The 15,380-nt window shown below is 75.3% G+C and carries 10 protein-coding genes; 5 read left to right on the top strand and 5 right to left on the bottom strand.

Going from position 1 to position 15,380, the window contains the following annotated elements; all coding sequences use genetic code 11:
- The first annotated feature begins 201 nt into the window (after positions 1-201).
- The 5 genes from SNOUR_RS08095 to SNOUR_RS08075 all read left to right on the top strand — a co-directional run bounded on the left by SNOUR_RS08095 (position 202) and on the right by SNOUR_RS08075 (position 8,203).
- Positions 202-2,265, top strand: coding sequence for a SpoIIE family protein phosphatase (locus tag SNOUR_RS08095; RefSeq protein ID WP_067345044.1), 2,064 nt, complete (start codon positions 202-204; stop codon positions 2,263-2,265).
- A gap of 78 nt (positions 2,266-2,343) precedes the next feature.
- Positions 2,344-3,726 carry a type I glutamate--ammonia ligase gene (locus SNOUR_RS08090; RefSeq protein WP_067345042.1) on the top strand — a complete coding sequence of 461 codons (1,383 nt, stop codon included), beginning with the start codon at positions 2,344-2,346 and terminating at the stop codon, positions 3,724-3,726.
- Complete coding sequence (locus SNOUR_RS08085; protein WP_174717853.1) at positions 3,726-4,916, top strand: amidohydrolase family protein; 1,191 nt, start codon at positions 3,726-3,728, stop codon at positions 4,914-4,916. Before SNOUR_RS08090 ends, SNOUR_RS08085 begins: the two co-directional genes overlap by 1 nt.
- 58 nt (positions 4,917-4,974) lie before the next feature.
- Positions 4,975-6,282: an MFS transporter gene (locus SNOUR_RS08080; RefSeq protein ID WP_067345040.1), complete on the top strand. Its 1,308-nt coding sequence runs from the start codon at positions 4,975-4,977 to the stop codon at positions 6,280-6,282.
- Positions 6,283-6,805: 523 nt separating this feature from the next.
- Positions 6,806-8,203 carry an NADP-dependent succinic semialdehyde dehydrogenase gene (locus SNOUR_RS08075; RefSeq protein ID WP_067345038.1) on the top strand — a complete coding sequence of 466 codons (1,398 nt, stop codon included), beginning with the start codon at positions 6,806-6,808 and terminating at the stop codon, positions 8,201-8,203.
- A gap of 52 nt (positions 8,204-8,255) precedes the next feature.
- Here the strand turns inward: SNOUR_RS08075 and SNOUR_RS08070 are convergent, their stop codons facing one another.
- The 5 genes from SNOUR_RS08070 to SNOUR_RS08050 form a co-directional block, all read right to left on the bottom strand.
- Positions 8,256-9,821, bottom strand: coding sequence for a caspase, EACC1-associated type (locus SNOUR_RS08070; protein WP_067345037.1), 1,566 nt, complete (start codon positions 9,819-9,821; stop codon positions 8,256-8,258).
- Positions 9,822-9,950: 129 nt separating this feature from the next.
- On the bottom strand, positions 9,951-12,098 hold the full coding sequence (locus tag SNOUR_RS08065) for a SpoIIE family protein phosphatase (protein WP_067345035.1): 2,148 nt from the start codon (positions 12,096-12,098) through the stop codon (positions 9,951-9,953).
- Between the two features lie 198 nt (positions 12,099-12,296).
- A complete protein-coding gene (locus SNOUR_RS08060; protein WP_067345033.1) occupies positions 12,297-12,824 on the bottom strand; it encodes a DUF1990 domain-containing protein in 528 nt (175 codons plus the stop codon).
- The gene (locus tag SNOUR_RS08055; protein WP_067345031.1) at positions 12,821-13,615 is read right to left on the bottom strand and encodes a crotonase/enoyl-CoA hydratase family protein; all 795 of its coding nucleotides are present in this window, start codon (positions 13,613-13,615) and stop codon (positions 12,821-12,823) included. Before SNOUR_RS08055 ends, SNOUR_RS08060 begins: the two co-directional genes overlap by 4 nt.
- A complete protein-coding gene (locus SNOUR_RS08050) occupies positions 13,615-15,264 on the bottom strand; it encodes an acyl-CoA dehydrogenase family protein (protein ID WP_067345030.1) in 1,650 nt (549 codons plus the stop codon). Before SNOUR_RS08050 ends, SNOUR_RS08055 begins: the two co-directional genes overlap by 1 nt.
- Between the last annotated feature and the right edge of the window lie 116 nt (positions 15,265-15,380).

Genomic DNA, 15,380 nt, shown 5'->3' with positions numbered 1-15,380 from the left:
CGGGGACGCTAACAGGGCGTTGAGAACATCGCAATGGTTGCCGCCTCGTACGGGACGAGAAAAGCCTGTTCCAGGCGCGAGTATGCAGAGATGTTGAGGGGATGCTGATGCTTGAGTCAGTGGTGTGGTGGATGAGGTCGGGCCGCTCGGTCCGGGGGCGCGGACAAGCCGCATTAAGGGTGAATGTGGCAAAGTGACGGCATGGCTGACCGGGGAGCGAAGCGGCCCACCGTGTCGGTGCCGGACGACTGGCCCGCCCACCCGGACCTGACGCTGGCCCTCAACGGGATGGGCGGCTTCGACTGGGACCTCGACAGCGGGCTGATGCACATGGATCCGCCCGCGCTGGAGGTTTTCGACCTCCTGCCGTCGGAGTACGACGACCGCCCCACGACGCTCGGCTGCCGGGTGCCGGGCTACGAGGCGTCCCGGCTCGACGCCATGGTGGCCCGCGCCCTCAAGGACGGCAGCGACTCCTACGGCGCCTATTTCCGGGTCCGGCTGCGGGACGGCGCACTGCGCTGGACGCACGCCCAGGGCAGCATCCGCCGCGACCCCACCGGCCGGCCCCGCCGCATCATCGGCGTGGTCCGCGACGCCACCGACGAGTACGCCCAGGCCGCCGAGCGGATCGCGGTCACCGAGGAACGCCGCCGGCACACCAGCATCGTCGAGCGCACCACCGCCGCCCTGGCGCACGCCCGCACCGTCGGCGAGGTGATCGGCGTCCTCGCCGACGAGCAGGGGCTGAGCCGGCTGGGCGCCGAGAACATCATCCTCGGCCTGGTCGAGGCCGGGCGGATCCGGCTGGTCTCCGAGGGCAAGGCCGGCAGCTTCGTCCCGGACCTGGAGTACACCAGGGTCGGCGACGAGTTCCCGATGAGCGAGGTGGTGCGGACCCTCACCCCGCGGTTCGTGCACAGCCGGGACGAGTTCCGCAACCAGTATCCGCGGCTGTGGCCGGCCATCGAGCCGCTCCACGTCAGCTCCGGCGCCTATCTGCCGCTGATCGCGCAGGGCCGCCTGATCGGGGTGATCGGGCTCTTCTTCGAGCGCGAGAGCGACTTCCGCGACCAGGAGCGCAACGTGCTGGTCGCGCTGGGCAGCAGCATCGCGCAGAGCCTGGCCCGGGCGATGCTCTACGACCAGGAGCACGAGATCGCCGCCGGCCTCCAGCAGGCCATGCTGCCGCGCCGGATCCCCGGCGTCGCCGAGGCGCAGATCGCGGTCCGCTACCGCTCCGCCCGGATGGGCCGGGACATCGGCGGCGACTGGTACGACGTGATCCCGCTGCCGAACGGCCGGGTCGCCGCGGTCATCGGCGACGTCCAGGGCCACGACACCCAGGCCGCCGCGCTCATGGGGCAGCTGCGGATCGTGCTGCGCGCCTACGCGGCGGAGGGGCACGCCCCGGCCACCGTGGTGGCCCGCGCCTCGGCGTTCCTCAACGAGCTCGACACCGACCGCTTCGCCACCTGCACGTACGTCGACGCCGACCTGAGCACCGGGGCCGCCCGGTTCGTCCGGGCCGGCCACCTCGATCCGCTGGTGCGGCACGCCGAGGGCTTCTGCCGCCGGCTCCCGGTGGCCGGCGGGCTGCCACTGGGCATCTCCTCCGAGTTCCGGCTGTTGGACTACCCCGTCACCACCATCCACCTGGCCCCCGGCGACACCCTGGTGCTGTGCACGGACGGGCTGGTCGAGGAGCCCGGAGCCGATCTGGACGCCGGGATGCACCATCTGGCCCGGGAGGTCCGGGACGGCCCGCAGGACGTCCAGCAACTCGCCGACCGGCTCTGCGAGTCGGCGGACGACCGGCGGGGCGAGGACGACATGGCGCTGCTCCTGCTGCGCCGCCTCGGCCCGCCCGAGCACGACACCGTGGGCCGCTTCCGGCAGCACATCCCGCCTGCCGATCCCGAGGCGCTGGCCGCCGCCCGCCACATGATCCGCGCCGCGGTCCGCGCCTGGGGCGCCCGCGAGCGGTCCGAGGAGATCGAGCTGGTCGCCGACGAGTTGATCACCAACGCCCTGCTGCACACCGACGGCGAGGCGGTGGTCAACATCCGGATGCCGCACGGCGTCGAGCGGCGGCTGCGGCTGGAGGTCGAGGACGGGTCCAGCAGCCTGCCGCGCCGCCGCGAACCGGGCGAGGCCGGCGTCTCCGGCCGCGGCCTGCTGCTCGTGGACCGGCTGGCGGATGTCTGGGGAGTGGAACCGCGCGGCGGCGGAAAATGCGTATGGTGCGAGTTCAACTGCCCCTGACCGGGAAGGCCCTGGCCGACCCGGCACACTGCGGGCACGGGCGCCGAGGGATCGGCACGGCCAGGTGAGGACTGTTCTATGGGATCGCGGGCGGAACAGGGCGACAACGCCCGCCAGTCGGCGGCGCGGCTCGACGCGGAGGGCGTCGGCAACGTCGCGCTGACCTGGGTGGACAACGCGGGCATCACACGCGTCAAGACCATTCCGCCACGGCGGCTGGCGGACGCCGTGACGCGCGGCGTCGGGATGTCGCCCGTCTTCGACGTCTTCACCTCCGACGACGCCATCACCGCCTCCGACCACCTCGGCGGCCCGGACGGCGATCTGCGGCTCATCCCCGACCTGGACCGGCTCACCACCCTGGCCGCGCAGCCCGGCTGGGCCTGGGCGCCGGTCGACCGCTACGACCTGCTGGGGCAGCCGCACCCGGCCTGCCAGCGGCTGTTCGCCCGCCGGATGGCCGAGCGGGCCGCCGCCGCCGGACTCGACCTGCGGATGGGCTTCGAGACGGAGTGGGTGGTCACCCGCGCCCCGCAGGAGCCCACCGACGCCGCCCCGCTCGACTACCCCTGCACCGGCCCCGCCTACGGCATGGCCCGGGTCGTGGAGCTCTCCGACTACCTCCGCGACGTGACCGAGGCCCTCACCGTCCAGGGCGTCGAGGTCCTCCAGCTCCATCCCGAGTACGCGCCCGGCCAGTTCGAGGTGAGCACCGCGCCCGCCGACCCGGTGCGCGCCGCCGACGACGTGGTGCTGGTGCGCGAGACGGTCCGCGCGGTTTCCGCCCGGCACGGGCTGCGCGTCACCTTCGCCCCGTCCGTCGTCGCCGGCGAGGTCGGCAACGGCTGCCACCTCCACCTCAGCCTCCACCGCGAGGGGACGAGCCTGCACCGGGCCGAGGGCGCCGAGTGGTCCCTGGCGCCCGACGCGGTGGCGTTCCTCGCCGGCATCCTGGACGCGCTGCCCGCCCTGCTCGCCATCGGCTGCCCCTCGCCCGCCAGTTACCTGCGGCTGCTGCCCTCCCACTGGGCCGGTGTCTACCAGTGCTGGGGCGTGGAGAACCGCGAGGCGGCGCTCCGGCTGGTGGTCGGCGCGCCCGACGACCCCGACGGCGGCCACGCCGAGGTCAAGCCCTTCGACGCCGCCGCCAACCCCTACCTCGCCGTCGGCACGGTGATCGCCGCCGGGCTGCACGGCATCGACACCGCGGCCCACCTGCCGGCCCCGCAGATCGGCGACCCGGGCGTCCTCGGCGTCCGCGAGCGCGCCCGGCGCGGCATCGTGCGGCTGCCCGCCACGCTCACCGAGGCCGCCGACCGGTTCGAGAAGTCGGCGCCGCTGCGCGAGGCGCTCGGCGAGGTGCTGCACGGCGCGGTGCTCGCGGTCCGTCGGGCCGAGGAGGCCCACTACGCGGACCGCGAGCCGGAGGAGATCGTCGCGGCCACCCGCTGGCGCTGGTGATGGCCGCGGACGCCCCGGGGCCCGCCGCCCCCGACTCCGCGGTGCTGGACGGGCTGCCGCCGCTGGTGGACCACCACTGCCACGGGGTGGTCCGCCACGCGCCGGACCCCGGGACGTTCGCGGGGTTCCTCACCGAGGCGGACCGGCCGCCCGCGGCGGGCACCAGCTACTTCGACACCCAGACCGGTTTCGCGGTCCGCCGCTGGTGCCCGCCGCTGCTCGACCTGCCCGCGCACTGCCCGCCCGAGCGCTATCTGGCCCGCCGCCGCGAACTGGGCCCGGACGCGACGGCGCGGCGGCTGCTGTCCTCGACCGGCATCGGCGTCTACCTCGTCGACACCGGTCTGCCCGGCGACCTCACCGGGCCGGCCGAGACGGCCGAAGCGGGCGGCGGCACCGGCCGCGAGGTGGTGCGGCTGGAGGCGCTCGCCGACCGGACCGCGGCCGGGTACCGCGGGGCCGGCACGGCGGACGCCGCCGAGGAGTTCGCCGACGCCCTGGCCCGCGCCGTGCGCGCGGCGGCGGACACCGCCGTCGCCTTCAAGTCCGTGGCCGCCTACCGGCACGGCCTCGCCCTGGACCCCCGGCCGCCCGGCCCGGACGCGGTGCGCACCGCTGCCCGCGACTGGCTCGCCGCGGGCGCGCCCCGGATGACCGACCCCGTCCTGCTGCGCCACCTCATCTGGCTCGCCGTGGCCACCGGCCGCCCGCTCCAACTCCACACCGGCTTCGGCGATCCCGACCTGCGGCTGGACCACGCCGACCCGACGCTGCTCACCGACCTCGTCCGGGCCACCGCGGACACCGGCACCGACCTGGTGCTGCTGCACTGCTACCCGTACCACCGGCAGGCCGCCTATCTGGCCGGCGTCTTCCCGCACGTCCACGCGGACGTCGGGCTGACCCTCACCCACGTCGGCCCGCGGGCGCCCGCGGTGCTCGCCGAGTTCCTGGAGCTGGCGCCGTTCGGCAAGCTGCTGTTCTCCACCGACGCCTACGGGCTGCCGGAGCTGTACGTGGTGGGCAGTGCCCTGTTCCGGACGGCGCTGGGCGAGGTGCTGGGCGCCTGGACGGCGTCCGGGGCCTGGTCGGCGGCGGACGCCCGGCGGGTCGCCGGGATGCTCGCGGCGGGCAACGCGCGGCGGGTGTACGGGCTGGACGGCGGCGAAGGGGAGGAGACCGGACGGTAAGGGGCGCTGGCGTCCTGCGCCTATTCCATTGCCGTCGCGTGGCGTGGTTTACTGCCGCGTGCCCAGTACAACGACCTCTGACACGCCGGCCGACGGTCGGGCCGGCGCGGACGAAAAGCCCCGAATACCGCTGCGCGGACGGATATTCGCCGACCTGACCCCGCTGCGCACCTCGCCCGACTACCGCCGCCTGTGGTGCGGCAACACCGTCTCCTGGATGGGCCAGCAGATGACCGCGCTCGCGGTCTCCCTCCAGGTCTACGCCATCACCGGCTCCACCTTCTCCGTCGGCCTGGTGGGCCTGTGCTCCCTGGTCCCGCTGGTCGTCTTCGGGCTCTACGGCGGCGCCATCGCCGACACCGTCGACCGCCGCAAGCTGGGCCTGGCCAGCGCCGCCGGCGCCACCGTGATGTCCGTCGTGCTGGCCTCCGCCGCACTGGCCGGCTACCACCGCGTCTGGTTGCTCTACACCGTCGTCGCGCTCCAGGCCGTCTGCTTCGCGATGAACTCCCCGGCCCGCTCGTCGATGATCCCCCGCCTGCTGCCCACCGAGCAGCTGCCGGCCGCCAACGCCCTCCAGTCGCTCACCACCAACCTCGGCCTGATGGGCGGCCCGATGCTGGGCGGCGTGATCGTCGGCCTGTGGGGCTACCAGGCGGCCTACCTCATCGACGTGGTCGCCTTCGGCGCCTCGCTCTACGCGATGTGGCGCCTGCCCGCCATGCGGCCCGACCAGGGCGAAGGACCACCCCGCCGGGCCTCCGTCCTGGACGGCCTGCGCTTCCTCGCCACCCGCCCCAACCTGCGGATGACGTTCTTCGCCGACCTCGCGGCGATGGTGCTGGCCCAGCCGCGCGCGCTGTACCCGGCGATCGCCGCACTGTGGTTCGGCGGCGACGCCAGGACCGTCGGCCTGCTGGTCGCCGCCCCCGCGGTCGGCGCCGTCCTGGGCGGGCTGTTCTCCGGCTGGCTCGGCGGCGTCCGCCGGCACGGCCTGGCCATCCTGCTCGGGGTGGCGGCCTGGGGCGCGGCGATCGCCGCCTTCGGCCTCTCCCGGCACCTGTGGCTGGGCCTGTTCTTCCTGGCCGTCGCGGGCTGCGCGGACACCGTGTCCATGGTGTTCCGCAGCACCATGCTGCAGGCCGCCACCCCGGACGAGATGCGCGGCCGGCTCCAGGGCGTCTTCATCGTGGTGGTCGCCGGCGGGCCGCGGCTCGGCGACTTCCTCGCCGGTTCCACGGCCGACCTGAGCTCGCCCGCCGTCGCGGTGGTCGGCGGCGGCCTGGCCTGCGTCCTGGTCGTGACCGCGCTCGGACTGGGCCGGCGCGCCTTCGCCCGCTACGACGCCCGCGACCCGCAGCCCTGACGCCCCGGGGCGGGCCTTCCGGTGCCGGGAGACCGGCCCGCCCCGGCGCCGGAATCCGCCGTGCGGCCCGGCCGCGGACGGGCCAGACTCGGGTACGGGGGCTCATCCGCCACCCGTCGTCTCATCCCGGAGGCCCGTCGTGCAGCGGCAACCGCTCGTCCGCCGTGACCGCGCACCCGTCTGCGACCGGGAGCCACCGCCGCTTCCGCCGGACCCCGGTGGCCCGCCGCCCGGCCCCGTCCCGGAACCCCCGCCCGGCCCGATCCCGGAGCCGCCGCCCGGCCCCGCCCCGCCCGAGCCGCTGCCCGGGCCGCCCGCCCCGCCGGAGCCGCCCGAGCCGATCCCCCCGGAACCCTTGCCGGTGCCGCGCCCGCCCGGACCCGACCCCGACCCGGTCCCGGAGCCGTCCCCGGCCCCCCGGCCGCTCACCCAGGAGCCGCGGGGCGGACAGGCATGTGAAGCCGGGCCCTGAGCCCGGCCGTCGCACCCCGCTACCGCACCACACCGCAAGGAGGTGCTGACCATGGCCATCGCCACGGTCAACCCGGCCACCGGCGAGACCCTCAAGACCTTCGACGCGCTCAACGCGGGCGAGATCGAGGACCGCCTGGTCCGCGCCGACCAGGCGTTCCAGATCCACCGCGGCACGTCGTTCGCCCGCCGCGCCGAACTCCTGCACCGCGCCGCCGACCTGCTCGAAGCCGACCAGGACGGCGTCGCCCGCACCCTCACCACCGAGATGGGCAAACCCCTGGTCCAGGCCCGCGCCGAGGCCGCCAAGTGCGTCAAAGCGATGCGCTGGTACGCCGACCACGCCGAGGCGCTGCTCGCCGACGAGCGGCCCGACCCCGCCGACGTCCGCGACTCCGGAGCCATCCGCGCGGTGGTGCGCTACCGCCCGCTCGGCACCATCCTCGCGGTGATGCCCTGGAACTTCCCGCTCTGGCAGGTCGTCCGGTTCGCCGCCCCCGCCCTGATGGCCGGCAACACCGGGCTGCTCAAACACGCCTCCAACGTCCCGCAGACCGCGCTCTACCTGGAGGAGCTCTTCCGCCGCGCCGGCTACCCCGACGGCTGCTTCCAGACCCTGCTGATCGGCTCCGGCGCCGTCGAGGAGGTGCTGCGCGACCCGCGGATCGCCGCCGCCACCCTCACCGGCAGTGAACCCGCCGGCCGCTCGGTCGCCGCCGTCGCCGGCGACGAGATCAAGAAGACCGTCCTCGAACTGGGCGGCAGCGACCCCTACGTCGTGCTGCCCTCGGCCGACCTCGACAAGGCCGCCCGGGTCGGCGTCACCGCCCGGGTCCAGAACAACGGCCAATCCTGCATCGCCGCCAAGCGGTTCATCGTCCACGAGGACGTCCACGACGCCTTCGCCGAGCGATTCACCGCCGGCATGGCCGCGCTCACCGTCGGCGACCCGATGGACGAGGCCACCGACGTCGGACCGCTCGCCAGCGAACAGGGCCGCTCCGACCTGGAGGAACTCGTCGACGACGCGGTCCACCAGGGGGCCCGGGCACTGTGCGGCGGCCGGCGCCCGCCCGACCACCGCGCCGGCTGGTTCTACGAGCCGACCGTGCTCGCCGGCATCACCCCGAGCATGCGCATCCACCACGAGGAGGCGTTCGGCCCGGTCGCCACGCTCTACCGCGTCGCCGACCTCGACGAGGCGATCGAGCTCGCCAACGACACGCCGTTCGGCCTCAGTTCCAACGCCTGGACCCGGGACGCCGTCGAACAGGAGCGGCTGGCCCGGGAACTCCAGGCCGGCGGGGTGTACTTCAACGGCATGACCGCCTCGCACCCCGGCATGCCCTTCGGCGGCGCCAAGCGCTCCGGCTACGGCCGGGAGCTCTCCGGCCACGGCATGCGCGAGTTCTGCAACATGACGACGCTGTGGTACGGGCCGGAGGACTGAACCTGACCACCTCTGCCCGGAGTGCCCTGGCCCGGCGGTGTCGCCCGCCGGGTCAGGGTGCCGCCCACAGGGTGAGGGACAGGCGGAAGGTCGGGTTGTCCGCGGTGGCGCCGCTGCTGCCGTCCTGCGGGTCCACCCCGGTGAAGGTCACCTTGGCCACCTGGTTGCGTCCGGTCACCACGCACCACACCGTCCCGACGGGGATCTTTCCGGCATTGGTGTACGTGCCCAGCGGGCTGCCCTCGGCGGCCGCGCGGCAGGCCGCGGCGGTATCGGTCCGGGCGTCGGCGGTGCCGGCCCGGACGGGGCTGCCGTAGCTGTGGCTGACTGTGATCACCGCCTGGGCGCCGTTCATACCGTTCTGGCAGCCGATGTAGTCGAGGTCGGTGGCGCCGGAACCGTCCATCAGGCCGGGGGTGACCGCGGGCGTGTCGAGGTCCAGTGCCTGGGAGACGCTGCCCAGACAGCTCGCCGCGCGCCAGATCAACGTCCGGTCGCGGTAGACCACCTTGGCCGGGTGGGTGGGGCCGTCGGCCTGCGGGGCGGAGGGGCCGGCGGACGAAGGGTCCGTGCCCCCGGTACTGCCGCCGGAACCGCCGGGAGCGGTTCGGCCGCCCGATGCGGAACCGCTCCCGGAGCGCCCGTCGCTCCCGCCGTCACCCGAGAACATCCCTCGGACCAGCGGTGATGTCAGAAGCAGGGCGACGACGCCGCCCACTGCCGCCGCGACCAGCACGGGGCGGCGGGCCGACCGCGGCGGCGGGACGGGCGCGCCGAGGTGGAACGGCGGCGGGCCGCCGGGCGGTGGGGTGCGGGGCGGTGGGGTGCGGGGTGGCGGGGGCGGCACCGGGCCCGCGGCGCGCGCCGTATCCGCCGCTCCCGCCGCCTCGCGCACCAGGACCAGCGACCCCGCGGCGCCCGCCGACCGGCGCTGCGGCCGGGGCAACCCCCGGGAGCGCAACGTCCCGTCCACCCGCCCGTGCACCTCGTCGAGGGTGAGCGGGACCGGCTCGGCCAGCGCGGCCAGCAGCGCACCGGTGAAGGCGGTGTAGGTCTCCCCGGCCGGCGCGTGGGCCGGGGCGGTCCGGGTCGTGGACGTCAGCGTGTAGGTGCCGGCCAGGTCGAGCTGGCCGACGGCGAGCCCGGCCGGCTCGGCCATCGCGGCCACCGCCCGGCCCGAGAAGCAGCAGTCCACCACCAGCACCCGGGCCCGCGCCCGGGCCTCGCCCACATGCCGTTTCACCAGCTCGATCGGGACCGCGGAGAAGCCCACCTGGTCGAGGTCGGTGTGCACCAACCCCAGGTGCAGCAGCCCGGTGTCGTCCAGCACACCGTGCCCCGCGTAGTAGACCAGCAGCAGTTCCTCCGCCTCCCGCACCGCCCAGGCCAGCGCCGCGCCGACCGCCGACGCGTCGGTGGGGTCCGGCACCACCCGGCAGTGCTCCGGGGCCAACAGCCCCCGCACGGGGTGGGTCAGGGCCGCCCACAGCCCCTGGAGGTTGCTCGCCACCGACGGGATGCCCGGCAGGTCCGGGCTGCTGAAGCGGCTCGTCCCGATCAGTACGGCACGACTGCCGGGCCCGTACGGGAACCACCGGCCGGCGGGTCTGCCACTCATCGGTGCCCTCCCCCTGCATGACGAACGGTCGCCGCCATCCTGACACGACAGCGGCGGCCGGCGGCCCCGTTCCGGCAGCCCCGCGCGGCCGATCCGCACGGAATCATCTCCCGTACCGGAAAAGGGAGTTCAGGCTCCGTTTCCGGCCGGGTCGTCCGGCAGCACGAACTCGCACCACAGCGCCTTGCCCGACCCCCGCGGCTCGGCGCCCCACCGGTCCGACAGCGCCTCCACCAGCAGCAGCCCCCGCCCCGAGGTCGCCGTCTCGCCGGGGTGCCGGCGCCGCGGCCACTGACTGGACCGGTCCTCGACCTCCAGCCGGAGCCGGCGCGGGGAACCGGGCACCACCTCCACCGAGACCAGGGCGCCGCTCTCGGTGTGGGTGAGCGCGTTGGCGATCAGCTCGGAGGCGGCCACCTCCACGTCGTGGGTGACCGCGCCCGCCCGCCACTGGTCCAACGTGCGGCGCAGCGCCGAGCGGACCTCCGCGGTGCCCGCCGGGTCGGCCTGGTGGACGTGCAGCCGCAGCCGCGGCGTGGCGGCCTCGCCCGGGATCGTGCTGCGGTGCAGCAGCAGGAGCGCCATGTCGTCGTCCGAGCCGGGTTCGGCCCACAGGTGGTCGGAGAGCCGGTCGGCGAGCGCCTCCAGCGCGGTGGGACCGGCGCGGACCGCGGCGGACAGCGCGTCGATCCCGGCCGAGATGTCCTGGCCGGGCTGCTCGACCAGCCCGTCGGTGCACAGCAGCAGCGTCGAACCCGGCTCCAGGAACAGCTGGGTCTCGGGGAAGTGGTCCTCCCCGAAGCCGGTGGCCAGCCCCAGCGGCAGCCCGCCGCGGATCTCCGGCCAGTCGATGTGCCGGGAGGCGTTGCAGATCAGCGGCCCCAGGTGGCCGGCCCGGGCGACGTACAGCGCCCCGGACTCCAGGTCGGCCTGGACGTAGGTGCAGGTCGCGAACCGCTCGGTCTCCAGCTCCGCCAGGAAGCGGGAGGCCCGCACCAGCACCGTCTCCGGCGGGTGGCCCTCGCTGGCGTAGGCGCGCAGCGCGATCCGCAACTGGCCCATCACCGCCGCGGCGTGCGTGTCGTGCCCCTGGACGTCGCCGACCACCAGCCCGGTGCGGCCCTGCGGCAGCGCGATCACGTCGTACCAGTCGCCGCCGACGTCCCGCCCGACGCTCGCCGGGTGGTAGCGGACGGTGACCTGGCCGCCCGCGATGGGCGGCAGCCGGCGCGGCAGCATCGCCGCCTGCAACCCGGTCGCGAACTCCCGCTCCTGGTCGAAGAGGGTGGCCCGCTGCAGGGACTGCGCCACCACACCGGCCAGCGCCAGCGCCAGGTTCCGGGCCTCCGGCGACTGCACCGCCGGCTCGTGGTTGAACAGCCCCAGCGCCCCGAGCACGGTGTCCTGCGCGATCAACGGCAGGAAGGCGGCACTGCCGGTCGGCAGCACGTCCCCGTACGGGCGCAGCCGCGGATAGCGGGCGATCAGCTCGCCCCGGGTGCTCAGGAAGCTCGGCCGCCGGGAGCGCACCGCGTCGGACAGCGGGAGGGTGTCGTCCAGGTGCGAGTGCGTCATGTCGGCGGGCACCTCGCCGTCCAGCCCGGCGGCCGCGATCACCTCGAACCGGTCGTTCTGGACCAGACCCAGCACCAGCGCGTCCGCGCCGAACCGCCGGGCGCCGCCGCTGCCGGTCAGCACCCGCGTGACGTCCTCGACCGACAGGGCGCGGGCCAGCGCCGCGGTGGTCTGCTGCACCATCACCGTCTGCCGCTGCCGTTCCTGCTGGAGCGAGCGCAGCAGCGCGGAGTCGGCGAGTTCGCTGGTCGCCTCCCGGACGATGCCGATGACCCGGTACGCCACGCCCCGTGCGTCGTGCAGGATCCGGCCCTGGGAGTGGGTCCAGCGCCGGGTCCCGTCGCGGCACTGGACCCGGAAGTACGCGCCGTAGGAGGAGTTGCCGTCCTGGAGGGCCTGGGAGAGCGCGGCGTCCAGCCGCAGGCCCTCCTCCGGCGGCACTCGGGAGATCAGCGACATCGGCGCGCCGTCGTACTCCCCGGGGCGCAGGTCGAAGACCTCCATGGCACCGGGGTCCAGGTCCATGCGCCCGCGGTCCAGGTCCCAGTCGAAGGTGCCCATGCGGTTGAGCGAGAGCCGTTCGCGCAGGTCGATCGGCTCGTGGTGGGACACCCCGGATGCCGCCTCCTCGACCCGGGGCGTTTCCCGGTCGGCACGGGGGTCGTAGCCCTCCGTGGAGGGGTCGGGGGGCCGCTCGGCCATGCGAACACCTTAGGCGGGGCCCCGAGGACCCGCATTCCCGGCGGCCGTGACCCGCGGTGACGGTGTTACCGCACGTCACGGCCGGGATGGTGTCCAGGGCGAAGAACTCCACCGGCCGGCGGGCATGTCCCGGTGCCGTGAGCGGGTGGCGTGGTGGACCTCCCGACGGATGACGAAGCCGAGGCGGACGTACGGCGATCAGTGGTGGTCGTCCGCCCGGCGGACCAACCGGCGCAGCGTACGGCCGAGATGACGGACGTAGGCGCGCTGGAAGAGCGGCAGCAGTGGGCCGGCGAGGCGGGCGAGCGGTCGGGCCGGCCGGCTGAAGGCGGTGACGACGAGCCACACCGAGCCGTCCGGGCGGTGCACGACGACGAACGCCTCCTCGCCGCACACCGGATGGCCGGGCCGGGACCCGTACCCGAAGCCGGCCCGGTCCGCCGTGTCCACCGTCCACACCACCCGGCACGGGCCGGTGACCCGCAGGGGGCCGAGGCCCACGGAGACGTCGACGGCCGCGCCCGGGGCGGCCCGTGGCGCGTCGGCCCGGACGCGGGTGCCGGCGGCGCGGTGCATCCGGAAGCCGGCCACCGCGTCGCCGGCGGCGGCGAACACCGCCCGGCCGTGGCCGAGCCGGACCGCCTCGCGCAGCGGGCGATAGCCGGGCGGCAGCGGGGAGCGCCGGGTGCCGCCCCGCTCGGGGTAGGTCAGATCGCCGTCGGTCATCGGGCGTCGTCCGCCGTCCCGTGCCGCCCGGCGCCCGCCGCGAACCGCGCCGCGCCCACCAGCCCCTCTGCCAACACCGCCTGTCCGTACCGGAGTTCGGTGGCCATGGCGGTTTCCTCGTCCCGTCCCTCCTGGTCCAGCAGGGACGCCCGGTCGCTGCGCAGGCACGCCTGTGGGAGGCGGGCCAGCTCCGCGGCCAGCCGCTCGGCGGCGGTGCGGGCGGTGCCGGTGGGGACCACGCGGTTGACCAGCCCGATGTCCAGGGCCTCCGCGGCCGGCACCGGGCGTCCGGTCAGGACCAGGTCCATGGCCCGGCCGGCGCCGACCAGCCGGGGCAGCCGCACCGTTCCGCCGTCGATCAGCGGGACGCCCCACCGCCGGCAGAACACCCCGAGGACCGCGTCCGCCTCGGCCACCCGCAGATCGCACCAGAGCGCCAGCTCCAGGCCGCCGGCCACCGCGTGCCCGGCGATCGCCGCGATCACCGGTTTGCCCAGCCGCATCCGGGTCGGGCCCATCGGCCCGTCGCCGTCCGGTGCCACGCGGTTGCCGCGCGCGGTGCCGACGGCCTTGAGGTCGGCACCGGCGCAGAACGTGCCGCCCTCGCCCCACAGCACCGCCACCCGCGCGTCCTCGTCGGCATCGAACGCGCGGAAGGCGGCGGCCAGTCGACGGGCGGTCGGGCCGTCCACCGCGTTCCGGGCGGCGGGCCGGGACAGCACCACCGTCGTCACCGGCCCGGCCCGCTCGACCCGGACCGAGGCGTGTTCCTCCTGGCTCTCCTCCGCCATCAGGCGGTGTCCCCGCCGGTCCGGGCGCGTCCGAGGATCGCGGTGAGGTCGGCGCCGGGCGGCAGGGTGCCGAAGGCGTGGCCCCACTCGCCGTCCAGCCGGGACGCGCGGAACGCGTCGGCGACCGCCGGGGTGCTGTGCCGCACCAGCAGCGACCCCTGGAGCACCAGCGCCAGCCGCTCCGCCAGCGAACGCGCCACCAGCTGGGCCCGCTCCGGGTCGCCGAGCCCGCCGAGCATCCTGCGCAGCCCGGCGACCGCCGCGTCCAGCCGCCGGTCGGCGCCGGCCGCTGCCTCGACCTCGGCGAAGTAGGCTTCCAGCCCCGCCGGTTCGCGGCCCAGCGCGCGCAGCACGTCCAGCGCGGCGACGTTGCCCGAGCCCTCCCAGATGGACAGCAGCGGCGCCTCCCGGTACAGCCGCGGCATCCCCGAGTCCTCGACGTAGCCGTTGCCGCCCAGGCACTCCAGGGCCTCCGCGGCGTGGGTGCTGCCGCGCTTGCACACCCAGTATTTGCCGGCCGCCAGCGCCAGGCGGCGCAGCGCGGCCTCCCCGGCGTCGCCGGCCTGCGAGCGGTCCACCGCCGCCGCCAGCCGCATCCCCAGCACGGTGGCCGCCTCCGACTCGACGGCGAGGTCGGCCAGGACCGAGCGCATCAGCGGCTGCCGGTCCAACTCCCGCCCGAACGCCTGCCGGTGGGCGGTGTGGTGCAGCGCCTGCCGCAGCCCCGCCCGCATCCCGGCCGCCGAGCCCAGCACGCAGTCCAGCCGGGTCATGTTCACCATCTCGACGATGGTCCGCACCCCGCGGCCCGGTTCGCCCACCGGCCAGGCGACGGCGTCCTCGTACTCGATCTCCGACGAGGCGTTGGAGCGGTTGCCCAGCTTGTCCTTCAGGCGCATCAGCCGCATGCCGTTGCGGGTGCCGTCCGGCAGCACCCGCGGCACCAGGAAGCAGCTCAGTCCCTCGTCGGTCTGCGCCAGGGCCAGGAACACGTCGCTCATCGGGGCGGAGGTGAACCACTTGTGGCCGGTGAGGCGGTAGCTGCCGTCCGCGGCCGGCACCGCCCGGGTGGTGTTGGCCCGGACGTCGGAGCCGCCCTGCTTCTCCGTCATCGACATGCCCGCGATCAGGCCGCGCTTGGTGAGCGGGGCGCGCAGCCCGAAGTCGTAGGTGCCGGCGGCGAGCAACGGCTCGTACCGGGCGGCGAGTTCGGGCGCGGCGCGCAGCGCGGGCACCGCGGCGTAGGTCATCGAGATCGGGCAGCCGTGGCCGGCCTCGGCCTGCGACCAGACGTAGAACTTGGCGGCGCGCACCAGATGCGCCCCCGGGCGGTCGTCGGTCCACGGCGCGGCGTGCAGACCGTGTTCCACGGCGGTGGTCATCAGCTCGTGCCAGGCCGGGTGGAACTCGACCTCGTCCACCCGGTGCCCGTACCGGTCGTGGGTGTGCAGCCGGGGCGGCTGCCCCTCCGCCCAGCGCGCCCGGTCCTGCACCGCGGCGGAACCGGCCAGCGCGCCGAGTTCCGCGACCTCGGACTCGCCCCAGGCGCCGCCCTCCCGGCGCAGCGCCTCCAGCAGTGCCGGCTCGTCCGCGGTGCTGAAACCGGTCAGCGGTGGGGCCTGATTGGTTACTTCATGGGTGACGGTCATACCGCGACGTTACAGATTTTCGACAGTCGAAGGAAGAGCGTAATGAGCCGGGCCGGGGCGCGGCGCCGGACGGTCCCGGGCCCCGCCGCCCCGGCGCCGGGTGCTCCCCGCGCCCG

Origin of the sequence: Streptomyces noursei ATCC 11455, assembly GCF_001704275.1 — a bacterium.
In the GTDB taxonomy this organism is placed as follows: domain Bacteria; phylum Actinomycetota; class Actinomycetes; order Streptomycetales; family Streptomycetaceae; genus Streptomyces; species Streptomyces noursei.
The sequence above is the reverse complement of the archived record's forward strand: the minus strand, read 5'-3'. Positions and strand labels throughout refer to the sequence as shown.

What these genes read in the sequence shown, in the direction of transcription:
- SNOUR_RS08095 (WP_067345044.1), top strand. Translation starts at nt 202, where the DNA reads ATGGCTGACCGGGGAGCGAAGCGGCCCACCGTGTCGGTGCCGGACGAC.
- SNOUR_RS08090 (WP_067345042.1), top strand. Translation starts at nt 2,344, where the DNA reads ATGGGATCGCGGGCGGAACAGGGCGACAACGCCCGCCAGTCGGCGGCG.
- SNOUR_RS08085 (WP_174717853.1), top strand. Translation starts at nt 3,726, where the DNA reads ATGGCCGCGGACGCCCCGGGGCCCGCCGCCCCCGACTCCGCGGTGCTG.
- SNOUR_RS08075 (WP_067345038.1), top strand. Translation starts at nt 6,806, where the DNA reads ATGGCCATCGCCACGGTCAACCCGGCCACCGGCGAGACCCTCAAGACC.
- SNOUR_RS08070 (WP_067345037.1), bottom strand. Translation starts at nt 9,821, where the DNA reads ATGAGTGGCAGACCCGCCGGCCGGTGGTTCCCGTACGGGCCCGGCAGT.
- SNOUR_RS08065 (WP_067345035.1), bottom strand. Translation starts at nt 12,098, where the DNA reads ATGGCCGAGCGGCCCCCCGACCCCTCCACGGAGGGCTACGACCCCCGT.
- SNOUR_RS08060 (WP_067345033.1), bottom strand. Translation starts at nt 12,824, where the DNA reads ATGACCGACGGCGATCTGACCTACCCCGAGCGGGGCGGCACCCGGCGC.
- SNOUR_RS08055 (WP_067345031.1), bottom strand. Translation starts at nt 13,615, where the DNA reads ATGGCGGAGGAGAGCCAGGAGGAACACGCCTCGGTCCGGGTCGAGCGG.
- SNOUR_RS08050 (WP_067345030.1), bottom strand. Translation starts at nt 15,264, where the DNA reads ATGACCGTCACCCATGAAGTAACCAATCAGGCCCCACCGCTGACCGGT.